Origin of the sequence: Pseudomonas sp. KSR10 (assembly GCF_022355455.1) — a bacterium.
Classification (GTDB): Bacteria; Pseudomonadota; Gammaproteobacteria; order Pseudomonadales; family Pseudomonadaceae; genus Stutzerimonas; species Stutzerimonas stutzeri_E.
Window position 1 is genome coordinate 392,472 of record NZ_JAKOEN010000019.1, and the last position, 13,358, is coordinate 405,829.

18 protein-coding genes are annotated in these 13,358 nt (G+C 61.6%); 11 read left to right on the top strand and 7 right to left on the bottom strand.

The genetic code is table 11. From position 1 onward, the window contains the following. Positions 1 to 182: 182 nt before the first annotated feature. A complete protein-coding gene (locus MCB86_RS10770) occupies positions 183 to 1,085 on the bottom strand; it encodes an acyl-CoA dehydrogenase (protein ID WP_239610849.1) in 903 nt (300 codons plus the stop codon). A 193-nt stretch (positions 1,086 to 1,278) separates the two neighbouring features. Between MCB86_RS10770 and olsB the strand changes: the two genes are divergently transcribed. Genes olsB through MCB86_RS10785 form a run of 3 tightly spaced genes read left to right on the top strand, consistent with a single transcriptional unit; the run spans position 1,279 to position 3,438 of the window. Next, on the top strand, positions 1,279 to 2,025 hold the full coding sequence (gene olsB, locus MCB86_RS10775) for an L-ornithine N(alpha)-acyltransferase (protein ID WP_045160921.1): 747 nt from the start codon (positions 1,279 to 1,281) through the stop codon (positions 2,023 to 2,025). Continuing rightward, positions 2,026 to 2,796, top strand: a complete 771-nt coding sequence (locus MCB86_RS10780; RefSeq protein WP_239610851.1) for a lysophospholipid acyltransferase family protein — start codon at positions 2,026 to 2,028, stop codon at positions 2,794 to 2,796. 39 nt (positions 2,797 to 2,835) lie between these two features. Continuing rightward, a complete protein-coding gene (locus tag MCB86_RS10785; protein WP_239610853.1) occupies positions 2,836 to 3,438 on the top strand; it encodes an ACP phosphodiesterase in 603 nt (200 codons plus the stop codon). Between the two features lie 23 nt (positions 3,439 to 3,461). Here the strand turns inward: MCB86_RS10785 and MCB86_RS10790 are convergent, their stop codons facing one another. Beyond that, positions 3,462 to 3,914 carry a flavodoxin gene (locus MCB86_RS10790; protein WP_045160918.1) on the bottom strand — a complete coding sequence of 151 codons (453 nt, stop codon included), beginning with the start codon at positions 3,912 to 3,914 and terminating at the stop codon, positions 3,462 to 3,464. Positions 3,915 to 4,132: 218 nt separating this feature from the next. Between MCB86_RS10790 and MCB86_RS10795 the strand changes: the two genes are divergently transcribed. From MCB86_RS10795 to folX, 3 genes are all read left to right on the top strand, one after another. Continuing rightward, entirely contained in the window at positions 4,133 to 4,780 is a 648-nt protein-coding gene (locus MCB86_RS10795) for a PilZ domain-containing protein (protein ID WP_045160917.1), read from the top strand. A 111-nt stretch (positions 4,781 to 4,891) separates the two neighbouring features. Then, a complete protein-coding gene (gene folM, locus MCB86_RS10800; protein WP_239610855.1) occupies positions 4,892 to 5,602 on the top strand; it encodes a dihydromonapterin reductase in 711 nt (236 codons plus the stop codon). A 15-nt stretch (positions 5,603 to 5,617) separates the two neighbouring features. Next, positions 5,618 to 5,992: a dihydroneopterin triphosphate 2'-epimerase gene (gene folX, locus MCB86_RS10805; protein WP_239610857.1), complete on the top strand. Its 375-nt coding sequence runs from the start codon at positions 5,618 to 5,620 to the stop codon at positions 5,990 to 5,992. Between the two features lie 9 nt (positions 5,993 to 6,001). Here folX and MCB86_RS10810 read toward each other — a convergent pair whose 3' ends face one another. After that, positions 6,002 to 6,373 (bottom strand): sensory rhodopsin transducer, encoded by a 372-nt coding sequence (locus tag MCB86_RS10810; RefSeq protein WP_045160914.1) that lies wholly within the window; start codon positions 6,371 to 6,373, stop codon positions 6,002 to 6,004. Between the two features lie 140 nt (positions 6,374 to 6,513). On the opposite strand from MCB86_RS10810, the gene MCB86_RS10815 reads away from it, so the two are divergent. From MCB86_RS10815 to MCB86_RS10830, 4 genes are all read left to right on the top strand, one after another. Beyond that, entirely contained in the window at positions 6,514 to 6,813 is a 300-nt protein-coding gene (locus MCB86_RS10815; RefSeq protein WP_196298637.1) for a DUF1244 domain-containing protein, read from the top strand. Then, the gene (locus tag MCB86_RS10820; protein WP_045160913.1) at positions 6,810 to 7,169 is read left to right on the top strand and encodes a HopJ type III effector protein; all 360 of its coding nucleotides are present in this window, start codon (positions 6,810 to 6,812) and stop codon (positions 7,167 to 7,169) included. Before MCB86_RS10815 ends, MCB86_RS10820 begins: the two co-directional genes overlap by 4 nt. 231 nt (positions 7,170 to 7,400) lie before the next feature. Beyond that, positions 7,401 to 8,159, top strand: coding sequence for a sulfate transporter CysZ (gene cysZ / locus MCB86_RS10825; protein WP_239610858.1), 759 nt, complete (start codon positions 7,401 to 7,403; stop codon positions 8,157 to 8,159). A gap of 57 nt (positions 8,160 to 8,216) precedes the next feature. Beyond that, positions 8,217 to 8,828, top strand: coding sequence for an NAD(P)H-dependent oxidoreductase (locus MCB86_RS10830; protein ID WP_239610860.1), 612 nt, complete (start codon positions 8,217 to 8,219; stop codon positions 8,826 to 8,828). 84 nt (positions 8,829 to 8,912) lie between these two features. On the opposite strand, the gene MCB86_RS10835 is transcribed toward MCB86_RS10830, so the two are convergent. The 4 genes from MCB86_RS10835 to MCB86_RS10850 form a co-directional block, all read right to left on the bottom strand. Then, entirely contained in the window at positions 8,913 to 10,022 is a 1,110-nt protein-coding gene (locus MCB86_RS10835) for an NADH:flavin oxidoreductase (RefSeq protein ID WP_239610862.1), read from the bottom strand. A 69-nt stretch (positions 10,023 to 10,091) separates the two neighbouring features. After that, entirely contained in the window at positions 10,092 to 10,688 is a 597-nt protein-coding gene (locus tag MCB86_RS10840; protein ID WP_045161100.1) for a TetR/AcrR family transcriptional regulator, read from the bottom strand. Positions 10,689 to 10,829: 141 nt separating this feature from the next. Further along, a complete protein-coding gene (locus tag MCB86_RS10845) occupies positions 10,830 to 11,312 on the bottom strand; it encodes a glutathione peroxidase (protein WP_239610863.1) in 483 nt (160 codons plus the stop codon). A gap of 108 nt (positions 11,313 to 11,420) precedes the next feature. Then, the gene (locus tag MCB86_RS10850) at positions 11,421 to 11,906 is read right to left on the bottom strand and encodes a peptidylprolyl isomerase (RefSeq protein WP_045160908.1); all 486 of its coding nucleotides are present in this window, start codon (positions 11,904 to 11,906) and stop codon (positions 11,421 to 11,423) included. A gap of 238 nt (positions 11,907 to 12,144) precedes the next feature. Here MCB86_RS10850 and MCB86_RS10855 point away from each other — a divergent pair, with 238 nt between their 5' ends. Further along, positions 12,145 to 13,332 (top strand): acetate kinase, encoded by a 1,188-nt coding sequence (locus tag MCB86_RS10855; RefSeq protein WP_239610866.1) that lies wholly within the window; start codon positions 12,145 to 12,147, stop codon positions 13,330 to 13,332. Positions 13,333 to 13,358: the final 26 nt, after the last annotated feature.

The window sequence follows — 13,358 nt, forward strand, 5'->3', positions numbered from 1 at the left end:
CGCCGCGCGCTGAGCAGGGATGGCGATACAGCTGAAAGACATTGAAATCCTTGTCTGGTGAACACTGGACGCCAACCACGAGCGCCCCTGAAACCTGTGAAGATTGAACCGTGCTGTCGCGGCACGCCTGTTATAGGTTCGTACCGTAACGAGGAGTTCCCGAGTTGCCGCCATTACCTGCTCTACGCCTGGTCACCTTCGGGTGTCAGCCCAAACACCTCCGCAGCCTGTGCGAGCCGCTTGGCCTGCGCACCACGCGCCAGTTGCAGCACGCCGCGGTCGCGCCGCCAAAGATCCAACCACTGCTGCGGGCCTAGCGCCAGCGCGACGTCCACCTCATCGGCAAGCACCGCGAACTGCAGATTCAGAGAAGCCAGCAACAGGTGTGTTGCGGATGCTGCAGGCGAAAGTCGCGCAACCTCAGCCGCGCCGGCCAACAGCCCCAAGAGCTGCAATTGCAACCGTTGCGGCCAGCCACATTCCAAGCTGACGCCGTAAAGCCAACTGACCAGAGCCGCCAGTACATGCAGATCTTCCAGCGTGCGGAACGGTTTGACGTAGTCGTCCCAGCCATCACCGGACAACCGGTGGCATGCCGCACCTTCCAGCCGCAAGCGACCATGCGGAATATCGACCAGCAAGGGTAACGGCGGCCTCGACTCGACGATCACACCGTGCTCACCGGAACCGACGACGCACAGGCTCAGCCGCGGACGCTCGCCGGGCTCCTCATCGCGCGCAGGCACCAATAGCCAGGTCGCCGCAGAGCCGGCTGTGACGAAATCCTTGCAACCCGTCAGCAGCAGCCCGTCCAGACGAGTCAGCATGTCGGCCGGACGCAATAAACGGTTCTCGGTGGCGCACAACGCACCGAGCCCCTCTGGCGCGGCCGGCCAAAGTCGCCGCAACGCCGCCTGATAGCCCGCCAGAAAGGCCAGGCCCGGCGTGGCCGCCAGTCGGCCACCCAGCACTGCCAGCGCGAAAGGATCCTCCGCGCTTCGCGACCGCAGATCGGCGAACCAATCCTCCAGCGCAGCAGGCGGCGGCAGGCGTTGCAGCGGGACGAGCAGCTCATGCCAAGACATCGAATCTCACTCCATGGGTTCAGCGAAGGGATAGCCAATGGCAATCACCGTCATCCAAGCATCATCGATCCGTAACAGTCATGACACTGCCTCTGCCTAGCCTGAGTCGGCATCACTGATTGACGGAACGCCAACCATAACAACCAAGCGCTCCGAATGCATTGCCACGCCAAGGCTGACCAGGAGACAGGGTATGACCACCATCGCTTTTCCTCGCACCACGCGACGCCTGCAAGCAGAGCGGCTGCACGGCCAGGCCGCGCTGCTCGAAGCCCAAGCCTTGCGCTACCGGGTGTTTAGCAGCGAGTTCGGCGCGCAGCTGCAAGGCGCCGAAGCTGGATTGGACTGCGACGACTTCGACGCGCACTGCAGCCACATCGGCGTGCGCGATCTCGATAGTGGCGAACTGGTCGCTACCACACGCCTGCTCGATAACCTGACGGCACGCGGACTCGGGCGCTTCTACAGCGAAGAGGAATTCAGCCTGCAGGGTCTCGCGGAGTTGGACGCACCGATACTCGAGATCGGTCGTACCTGCGTGCATCCGGCCTACCGCAACGGGGCGACCATCGCCGTGCTCTGGAGCGCGCTGGCCGATGCGCTGAACCAGGGCGGCTATCGCTACCTGATGGGCTGCGCGAGCATTCCGATGCGCGACGGCGGCGTCCAGGCTCAAGCGATCATGCAGCGCCTGCGCGAGCGGTATCTGTGCACCGAGCTGCTGCACGCCAACCCGAAGAACCCATTGCCCACGCTGGAGCTGCCGGACAATGTGATCGCAGAAACCCCGCCGCTGCTCAAGGCCTATCTGCGACTCGGGGCGAAAATCTGCGGCGAGCCGTGCTGGGACCCGGACTTCCAGGTCGCCGACGTTTTCATCCTGCTCAAACGCGACGAGCTGTGCCCGCGCTACGCACGCCACTTCAAGGCGGCCGTCTGAATGGGCAGGCTGCGCTTGTATCTGCGACTGACCCGGCTGTGTGGAGTGATTGCAGTCGGGCTCTCGCTGGCGAGCGGATTGAAGTTGCTGTCCTTGCTCCGACTCAGGCCATCCCAAGGGATGCGCCATCGGCTGTGCCGCTGGTTTCTCGCACGGCTGGCCGCAGCGCTGCCGTACGAGGTTCGGCTGACCGGCAAGCGCCCCGCTCAGCCAATGCTATGGCTCTCCAATCACCTGTCCTGGACGGACATTCCGCTGCTTGGGATGCTGCAGCCGATGACTTTTCTGGCCAAATCCGAAGTACGTCAATGGCCATTGCTCGGCTGGCTCGCTGCCGAGGCGGGCACGCAGTTCATTCGGCGTGGAAGCGGCGACAGCAGCACGCTGAATCAGTTGTTGAGCGCCGAGCTAGAGCAGGGTCGCAATCTGCTGATTTTTCCCGAAGGCACAACCACGGACGGCACGATTCTGCGCACCTTTCATTCACGATTGCTGGCGTGCGCGATCGAAACCGGCACACCGATCCAACCCGTGGCAATCCGCTATTTGCGCGGTGGCGAGGCCGATCTCATCACGCCGTTCATCGGTGAAGACGATCTGCTTTCGCACCTGTTCCGGCTGCTGGCGGTCGAGGTTGCAGTCGTGGAAATACAGCTGCTGCAACCCATCGACAGCTGCGGCATGGAGCGCAACCGGCTGGCACGCACCTGCCACACGGCCATCTCCGACGCGCTGTACGACGCAGCCACGCCAGCATCCGTGGCGGCCTGATGTAAGCCGAGCGCAAGGAAGCGCTGCTAGACTCGCCGCATGAACTATCTCGCACATCTGCATCTCGGCGGCTCGCAGCCCGGCGAGATGCTCGGCAGTCTCTACGGCGACTTCGTCAAAGGCCCCTTGCAAGGCCGCTGGCCTGCCGACATCGAAGCTGGAATACGCCTGCACCGGCAGATCGACGTCTATACGGACAGCCATCCCTTGGTGCTGCAAGCCAAGCAGCGCTTTCCCAGTGAGCGGCGGCGTTATGCGGGGATATTGATCGACCTGTTTTTTGACCACTGTCTGGCCGCGCACTGGCATGACTATGCCGAAGAACCCCTGCAGCGATTCACCGCGCGGGTCTATCAGGTGCTACATGACGAGGCCGAGCTCCCCGGCAAGCTCGCATTTATCGCGCCCCGCATGGCGGCTCAGGACTGGCTCGGCAGTTACCGGGACTTCGCCGTAATGGAGCAGGTGGTGGCCGGAATGAGTCGACGACTGTCGCGCCCGGAAGGGTTGGCGGGCGGGGTCGCCGAGCTGGAACGGCTATACCTGCCGCTCCAGCAGGATTTCCGCGAGTTCTATCCGCAGTTGCAGGATTTTGCGCGGCTCAAAGGCACCAGCCGGAGCGCGGTAGATCAGCTGAAATAATCGGCGCTCGCCGCGAAATGCACTCAGCCCCGTAGAGCTGCAGCGAAGCGTTCCAGCCAAGGCTCCGCATCGTTTTCAGGTGTTACCGTTTCGCTGGCATCGAGACGCAGCATGTCCTGCACCTCGCGCACGCCCAACTCGGCATACAGTTCTCGGACTAGCTCACCGGCGCCGCAGAAGGTATCGCCATAACTGGCGTCGCCCAGCGCGATGACGCCGCCCGGCAAGCCCTGCCACGCCGGGAACTGATCGCGAATGGCCGAATACAACGGGACAAAGTTGTCGGGCAATTCACCCATCCCAGTGGTGGCCGTCACCACCAGCAGCGCTTGCGGCGCGAAGTCGACGATCTGCGCCAGTTGCGCACGCGGGTCGTGCCAGGTGTCGAAACCCGCCGCTTTCAGAAATGATGCGGCATGGCGAGCGACGTCTTCGGCGGTGCCGTAGACCGTACCGGAGAGGATGGCGACTTTCATGGTGGGCTCCGTTGCGAATTGAAGCGAAGCATTATGCCGTATTCGGCCTCTGTACCCGACCGCGCGATCTACACTCGCCATCAAGGCGTGCTGCAAGGAACTGATTGACGAAAACATTGTCGCAAGGCCGTCCTGGTAGAGGATCTCGCGGCGCCGAGGCACCGGAGCGTTCAAGGCATGGGTAGGCCTGTCCTGCTGCCCTTGAGGGGGAAATCGGGATGGCAAAGAAAACCGTTCTCACCAGCGCCGAGCTGGCGTACATCAACGAACTCGTGAGCGGCTCGCCAGTCGAGCCGGGTGAAGCACGGCCCGGCTTTCGCGTGGACGGTGGCGAGAAGGCCAACGGACTACTGTTGCAGCTTGCAGCAAAAGCCAATCTGACGCTTGAAGCCGAGCTCGAAGACTATTGCATGTCGTTTCCCCTGCAACTGAACCAGGACGAATTTCAGGCGATCCAGCTGCAGCTTGCACCGCCGACCATTTACGAACGCGGGCCGGTGCTTCGCGCCTGGCGCTTGCACCTGGATGAGCCCCTGCCGCTGCTTTCCAACGACGGTAACGAAACCGCGCTGAGCGTTCATGAACTGTCCCCTAATGGCCTGCTGGTGGACGCGGGACCAAAACGGAAGGCGCCCAAGCATCTTCACCTGCACCTGGCGCTTCCGGGTGAGGGCTCGCTCGAGATCGACGCACACCGGATTCGCGAAGCCGAGGGCGGCATGACCGCCTACGAAGTCGAATACCCACGGGACAGGGACGCCGAGCGCATTCGCTCGTATCTCTACGAACAGCACCAGCGCCTGCATCCGGAGCTGCAGCCGGAACTCCCGACGGAAACGCTCGCCGACGCGCCCGAACCCTCCTAGCGGCATCGCAGCGTGCCGTTTGCGAGTACGTCGGCTAAGGTACGGTAGCGCGCCCTAAGGTAAGCTGACGGCCATGCGTACCCCCTCGACAGCCGAACCTCAGTGAAAAGCATGCCCCAACCAACGGCCCCGATCCTGATTACCGGCGCCAGCCAGCGCATCGGTCTGCATTGCGCAGAGCGACTGCTTGATGATGGCCAGCCGGTGATCGTCACCTACCGCACCCCCCGTCCCAGCCTCGAACGATTACGCGATCGCGGCGCAGTGACGCTGCAGGCGGATTTTTCCGGCGCGGCAGGCATCCATGCCTTCGTGGCGGCGCTGAAACAGCAAACCCGCGCCTTGCGCGCGATCGTTCACAACGCCTCGGACTGGCATCCCGAGACACCGGGAGAGGAAGCCGAGGTATTCCAGCGCATGTTCGAAGTGCACATGCTCGCGCCCTACTTGATCAACCTCCATTGCGCCGAGCTGCTGCGACACGGCGGCGCGGCGGACATCATCCACATTGGCGACGACGTCACCCGCGCAGGCAGTAAGAAGCACATCGCCTACGCGGCCAGCAAAGCCGGACTGGACAACCTCACCCTTTCGTTTGCGGCCAGCCTGGCGCCAACCATCAAGGTCAACGGCATCGCGCCGGCCCTGATACAGTTCAACGAGGGCGACGACGAGGCGTATCGGCGCAAGGCGCTGGCCAAATCCGCGCTAGGTATCGAACCCGGCGCCGAAGTGATCTACCAGAGCCTGCGCTATCTGCTGGATAATCCCTATGTCACCGGCACCATGCTGACCGTCAACGGTGGCCGTCATCTGATCTGATTGCCAAGGAATCCCATGCCTAGACTGGAACCCGCCATGGCGCGCATCCGCGTCAAAGACCTGCGACTACGCACCTTCATCGGTATCAAGGAAGAGGAAATCCTCAACAAGCAGGACATTCTGATCAACCTGACGATGCTTTATCCGGCGGCCGACGCCGTACGCGACAACGACATCGAGCACGCGTTGAACTACCGCACCATTACCAAGGCCATCATCCAGCACGTCGAGGACAACCGCTTCGCCCTCCTCGAACGGCTCACCCAGGAGATCCTCGATCTGGTGATGGCGCATCCACAAGTGCGTTACGCCGAGGTCGAAGTCGACAAGCCACACGCATTGCGCTTCGCCGAATCGGTATCGATCACCCTGGCCTCCCATCGCGACTGAACCGCCGCATCAGTCGCTGCCGTAGGCGATGGTGGTCATCAGCGCACGGTCGCCGCTGCGGGCATCCAGCCGGGTGTGCTGGACGACCACCGGCACACTCGAAACAAACACGCTGGCGTAATCGGTCTCGCGGGGCACCCTCTCCGGGACCTGCAGATCATCGAAACGAAGATGCAGCGTGCGCCGCCCGGGCACCCTTATCTGGTATGGGCCGGCCGGTTCGCGATCGGCGAAGTAGAGCGTCAACTCGATCATCGCCTCCAGCGGACCCGCATTGAGAATGCAGGCCGTCTCATGACTGCGCAGCGCCGGCTCGTCGGGCTTCGGTCCCAACGCTGGCAAGTAGCCCTCGGCAATTACCCAATGTCTTTTTCCGATCACGTCCGATCTCCTCTGCTGAATCGTTGGCTGGCCAACCTGTTCAGCGGAGGCGGATCTGCACGCTAAAGTTCCCTGCCGGCATCTGGCTCAGGGCCTCCGTGGGAGGTTATGATCCAGACACGTCTGCAATGCCGAGACCCATGAACATGAACGATCAAGAACGCACCGAACTCGAAGCCGCCGCCTTCCGCCGCCTGGTCCAGCATCTACGCAGCCGCCCGGATGCCCAGAACATCGACCTGATGAACCTGGCCGGTTTCTGTCGCAACTGTCTGTCGAAGTGGTACAAGGCCGCCGCCGATGACCTGGACATCGAAGTCAGCATCGACGAAGCACGCGAGGAGGTCTACGGCATGCCCTACGCCGAATGGAAGAAGCGCTACCAGAAGGACGCGACGCCCGAGCAGCAGGCCGCCTTCGACAAGAGCCAGAAGTCATGACCAGTCTCAGAGACTTCCGCGCCAGCCTGCGCAATCGCAACCACCCCTTCAGCGAGACGCTGGCCTTCATCGCCAATGCCTATGATTACCAGCCAAGCCGCTTCTTCAACGGCGACGTGGAAAACGCCGCCGGAGAAAACGAAGGCTCGTGCAAGACGCTTGGATTGGCCGTACTGGAAGGCTTCACCACCGAAGAGGCGCTGCTGGCGTTCGGTGAGCATTATCAAGCGGTGCTGGAAAACCCCAGCGGGACTGACCATCGCAATATCCGGGCTCTGATGGATACCGGGCTCCCGGGGGTGCGCTTCGATCAGCAGCCGCTGAGGCGTAAACCGATTCACTTCGACGAGAAATAAGGCAATAAAAAAGGGCCGGCCAGGCACTCGGGGGAAGGCTTGATAGCGGACGGCCCTGAAACAACGAAGCGTTTTCGAGGCCAAGTCTGATCGCCAGGCGCAACGCCGGCCATTGTTCAATCTCCATTGCCAGCATAAGCAACCGCTATTGGACAGCCCAAGCCGCCGCCGGGCTTTTCCCGCCCGGATAAAGCCGGTAAGGTCCGGACCGTCCCATCCGGAGTGTTCCCTATGCCCATCGCCGCCCTTTCCGGCCCGCAGTACCTGCGCGAAGGTCTGAAACTGATTTTGAGCCCGGGGCTACGGCTGTTCGTCATCCTGCCACTGACGGTCAACCTGCTGCTGTTCTGTGGGCTCATCTATCTCGCTCTACGCCAGTTCAGCGGCTGGGTCGATGCCTTCATGCCGAGTCTGCCGGAGTGGCTGATGTTTCTGGAATACATCCTCTGGCCCCTGTTCGTGGTGCTGGTGCTGCTGATGGTGTTCTTTACCTTCACCCTGCTCGCCAACATCATCGCCGCTCCATTCAACGGGTTTCTTGCCGAAAAAGTCGAAACGGTCGCGCGCGGCGAGGACAGCTCCCCGCCGTTCAGCTGGGCCGAGCTGCTGGCGATGCTGCCGCGCACCATCGGTCGCGAAGCACGCAAACTGGCCTATTTCGCACCTCGCGCGATTGCGCTGCTGATCCTTTCGTTCATCCCTGTGGTCAATCTCTTTGCCGCCCCACTGTGGCTGCTGTTCGGCGTCTGGATGATGGCGGTGCAGTACATCGACTATCCGGCAGACAACAACAAGATGAGCTGGATCGAGATGATGGCGTGGCTGCGTCAGCGGCGCTGGAAGAGCCTGAGCTTCGGCGCGGTGACCTATGCTGCGTTGCTCGTACCTGTGCTTAACCTGCTGATCATGCCGGCGGCGGTGGCCGGTGCGACGCTGTTCTGGGTGCGCGAGGGCGGAAAGAAGCATGTGGTGCCTGCTACACCGGAGTGAACTGCGAATCGCTGGGCTGTCTAGATCCGGACATCCTCGGATTCAGGAGACTCGCAAATGGCACTTCGCGCATTGGCGATAAATTGCACGCTCAAGCGATCCCCCAACGACTCGTCTTGCGGCCTGCTGCTAAGCCAGACCGAGCGCGAACTGGAAAAGTTCGGTGTGGCCTGTGAGCAGATACGCGCGGTGGATTTCAACATCGAACCGGGCGTGACCTCCGACGAAGGTCCGAACGACGCCTGGCCGGCGATCCGCGAAAAGATTCTTGCCGCCGATATCCTTCTGCTGGGTACACCGATCTGGCTGGGTCATCCTTCCAGCGTATGCCAACGAGTACTCGAGCGGCTCGATGCCTTTCTCGGCGAAGTGGATGAGCAGCAGCGCATGGTGTCTTACGGTCGAGTCGCCTGCGTAGCCGTGGTGGGCAATGAGGACGGCGCCCACCACGTGGTGGCCGAGTTGTTTCAAGGCCTGAACGATGTGGGCTTCAGCATTCCCGCCAATGGCTGTACCTACTGGGTCGGGCAGGCGATGGATTCAATTGACTACAAGGACCTCGATCATCCCGGTGAGAAGATCACCAAGACCAACGCGATGCTTGCACGCAACGCTGTTCATCTGGCCAAGCTGCTCAAGCAAGCGGACTATCCAGGCGCGTCGGGCTAGCACGATTGCACCGGTGCCATCCTTGGGGCCGGTGCAACGCGATCCTGCGAAGCGGCTCGATCACCGCTTCAATGATCGCAGGGGTCAGGCCAGGGTCTTCAGCGCCTCACGGCTGAACGGCAAAATGTCCTGCATGCGACCTTCCCGGACTTTCAGTGCCCAGTCCGGATCGCAGATCAACGCACGTCCCACCGCTACCAGATCGAATTCCTGCTTGTTCAGACGCTCCAGCAAGCCTTCGATATTCGCCGGCTGCGCCACCTTGTCGGTCTTGACCATGAATTGCAGGAATTCACCGTCAAGTCCCACGCTGCCTACCGTGATGGTCGGCTTGCCGGTCAGTTGACGAGTCCAGCCCGCCAGGTTGAGGTCGGAGCCTTCGAATTCAGGCTCCCAAAAGCGCCGTGTCGAACAATGGAAAATGTCCACGCCGGCGGCCGACAACGGCGCCAGGAACTCGCCGAGCGCCTCTGACGTGGTCACCAGACGTGCGGTGTAGTCCTGCTGTTTCCACTGCGAGAAGCGGAAGATGATCGGGAAACCCTCACCCACTGCGGCCCGAACGGCTTCGATCAGCTCGACGGCGAAGCGTGAGCGATTAGCCAGACTGCCGCCGTATTCGTCGGTGCGCTGATTGCTGCCTTCCCAGAAAAACTGGTCGATCAGGTAGCCATGCGCACCGTGAATCTCGACCCCATCCATGCCGATCGCCTTGGCATCTGCAGCAGCCTGAGCGAACGCCGCGATCACCTCCTGAATGTCCTGCTTGCTCATACCATGCACGACGACCTGGCCATCCTTGAGCTTCTCCATCGGCCCGTAGCCCGGCACTTCCGCCTCCGGTTCGGTGCCTTTGCGGCGGACGTTGCCAACATGCCAGAGCTGCGGAACGATCTTGCCACCGACCGCGTGTACGGCCTCAACCACCGTCTTCCAGCCTTCCAGGGCGTCCTCGCCATAGAAGCGCGGCACATGCGGATAACCATTGGCGGCCTTGTGCCCGACCGTGGTGCCCTCGGTGATGATCAACCCAACGCCCGATGCGGCACGGCGGCGGTAGTACTCGACGACATCGGCGGTCGGCACGCCGTTCGGCGAGAAGGACCGGGTCATCGGCGCCATCACCACGCGAGTCGGCAATTGCAGATCGCCGAGCTGGAACGGCTGAAACAGGGCATTCAAGGCAGCAGTCATTGTTATCTCCTCGTTAATTCATCGCAGAAGCAATAAAGCGACCGGTCGTCTTGCCGCTCGCTACAAAAATCAGCGGAACGTCAGCAGACGTTCCAGTTGCGTCAGAAAATTCTCCAGCGGCGCGGCGCGCGCGCCTACTTTCATGCGTAGCAGCGCACCCTCCCACGCATTGCCGACGAACTCGGCCAATGCTTGGCAATCGGTATGCGCATCGATTTCACCGACCTGTCGAGCCTGCTCGAGGCAGTTCGCTAGGATTGCGGCCGAACGCGACAGAACCGCTTCGACCTTTTGCCCTATGGGCTGGGAAAGTTCGGCCATCTCGAAACTCAGGCTGCCAATGAAGCAGTGATACTGCGGGCGTTCCTGGCGGGCGAAATGAGCGACCAGTTCGGCGTAGTAGCCAAGGATTCGCTCACGCGGACTCAGCGCGGAATTGGCGAGCGCGACCTGATAGCGCTCCAGGCGCGGCTGGTAGAGGTGCTCCAGCGCCTGCAGGGCAAAATCTTCCTTGCTGGCGAAGTAGTGATAGAAGGAGCCTTTGGGAATGCCGGCTGCCTGGACGATTTCCAGGACACCGGTGCCGTGATAGCCACGCAAGGTCATCACCTGGGCACCCTTGGCAAGGATCAGTTCACGCTTGTCGATTCGGGCTTGGTTGCTCATGGCCTGAGCATATGACCGGTCGTCTCGCGAAAACAGCATCATCCATGGCGCTTATTGCGCCGCCATGATCGCAGCGATGGAGTGACGGAAATGAACTGAATAAGCGCAGCGATGATGCCGCTGCGCAGAAGATGCATCCGGTCAGGCGAGCGCGCTTTCGATCGCCTGAATCAAGGCAGGATCGTCTGGGGCGGTACGGGGCGAAAAACGCGCTAGCACGCGACCGTCCTTATCGACGAGGAACTTCTCGAAGTTCCAACTGATGTCTCCTGGGAAGTCAGCACCCTCGCCGGCCAGGATCCGGTACAGCGGATGCCGCTGTGGCCCGTTGACCTCGAGTTTGCTGCTCAACGGAAAGCTGATGCCGTAGGTTCCGCTGCAGAACTGCAGGATCTGCGCATCGCTGCCCGGCTCCTGAGCGGCGAACTGATTGCAGGGAATACCCAGTACGCCGAAACCACGATCCAGATAACGCTCATGCAGCGCCTGCAGGCCAGCGTACTGCGGGGTCAACCCGCACTCGGATGCCACATTGACCACCAGCGTCACCTGATTTTTCAGCGGCGCTAGGGGCAACTCCTGCCCAGCGATACCGGGTAGGACCAACTGGTGGAACGCGCTCATTCTCTCTTCTCCAGAGGGTAAAAAAGCGCTTCGGCATACCGAAGCGCTTCCATAGGTCGATCATCTGGATCGAACCTTGCCGCCACTCACTCGCCTGGCGGCGAGCCGTCAGTGCTGGTGACCACCTTCGCCATGGACGTGACCATGGGCAATTTCTTCTTCGGTGGCGTCACGCACATCGACGATCTTGACTTCAAAATTCAGACGCTGCCCGGCCAGCGGGTGGTTACCGTCGACGATCACGTCGTCACCTTCGACATCACGGATAGTGACGATCTGCATGCCGCCGTCCGGGCCGGATGCATGAAATTGCATACCGACTTCCAGTTCGTCGACACCTTCGAACATAGCGCGGTTGAGCGTGGCGACCAGCTCCGGGCTGTACTCGCCGTAAGCATCCTGCGGCTCGATGGCGACCTTTACCTCGTCGCCGCCCTGCTTACCTTCCAGCGCCTTTTCCAGACCGGAGATGATGTTGCCTGCGCCATGCAGGTAAACCAGCGGCGCGCCGCCGGCAGAGCTGTCGATCACCTCACCGGCGTCGTTGGTGAGTGTGTAGTCGATTGACACAGCCTTCTTAGCGGCAATCTGCATGAGGTGAAACCTTTGCTGGGGAATGTGATACCAAAGTTTAACCGCGAGCAGCGTCGATTGCGAACCGAGCCCGGATAAACGGGACCAGCAGCAGACTTGACGAACATCCGTAGCCCCTGCCTCTGGCGGTGTCGCATACAACCTTTGGAGAACATCGGTTCGTCATGGCCTATGCCAGAATCCGCGCCGCAAGCTAAGTGATGTATTTCAACAATTAATACGCATCAGAGGAACACCGATGTCGGCTCGAAACATCCTGGTGATTAACTGCGGCAGTTCGTCGATCAAGTTCGCACTGGTCAACGAAACGCAAGCGACCTTCCCTTTGCAAGGCCTGGCCGAACGCCTCGGCAGTCCGGAAGCGGTGCTTCATTGGCAGCTGGGAGACGCCAAGCAGAGCCGAGATATCCCGGGAGCCGACCATCGTGCTGCGTTGGAGCAGCTGCTGCCACTGGCACAGGACGCTGCAGGCGGCAAGCTCGACGGCATCGGCCATCGGGTGGTTCATGGCGGCGAGCACTTCACCGGCTCCAGCCTGATCGACGAGGACGTGCTCCAGGCGATCCGCGACAGCGCTCAGCTGGCCCCGCTGCACAATCCGGCCAACCTGGTCGGCATCGACGCGGCCATTGCGCTCTTCCCAGGTCTGCCACAGGTAAGCGTATTCGACACGGCCTTCCACCAGAGCATGCCCGAGCACGCCTTCCGCTACGCCGTGCCAGAATTTCTCTACAAGGAGCACGGTGTACGCCGCTACGGCTTCCATGGCACCAGCCACAACTATGTCAGCAAGCGCGCCGCCGAGATGACCGGGCTGCCGGTCGATGACAGCTGCTGGCTGACCGCACACCTGGGTAACGGCTGCTCGACCTGCGCCATCGTCAATGGCGAAAGCCGCGACACCAGCATGGGACTGACCCCGCTGGAAGGGTTGGTGATGGGCACGCGTAGTGGCGACGTCGACCCCAATCTGCACAGTTACCTGAACCGGACCCTTGGCTGGAGCCTCGAGCAGATCGATCGCGTACTCAACCATGACAGCGGCCTCAAGGGCCTGTCAGGCCTGTCCAACGACATGCGCACGCTCTACGAAGCCCGCGTTGCCGGCCATCCGGGCGCCACGCTGGCCTTCGAGGTGTTCTGCTATCGCCTGGCCAAATCGCTGGCGAGCATGGCCTGCGCCTTGCCGAAGCTCGACGGCCTGATCTTCACCGGCGGTATCGGCGAGAACTCGGCAGCCGCGCGCAGCCGTACCCTCGAGCATCTCAAGCTGTTCAACTTCAAGCTGGACGAAGCGGCTAACGCACGCTGCACCCGCGGCGTCGGTGGCGAAATCCAGGCAGTGGGCAGCCCGCGGGTTCTGGTGGTGCCCACCAACGAGGAACGTCAGATCGCGCTGGACACCCTAGCTCTGCTTGACGCCTGACAACGCGCCGACACGGATTGCATTGC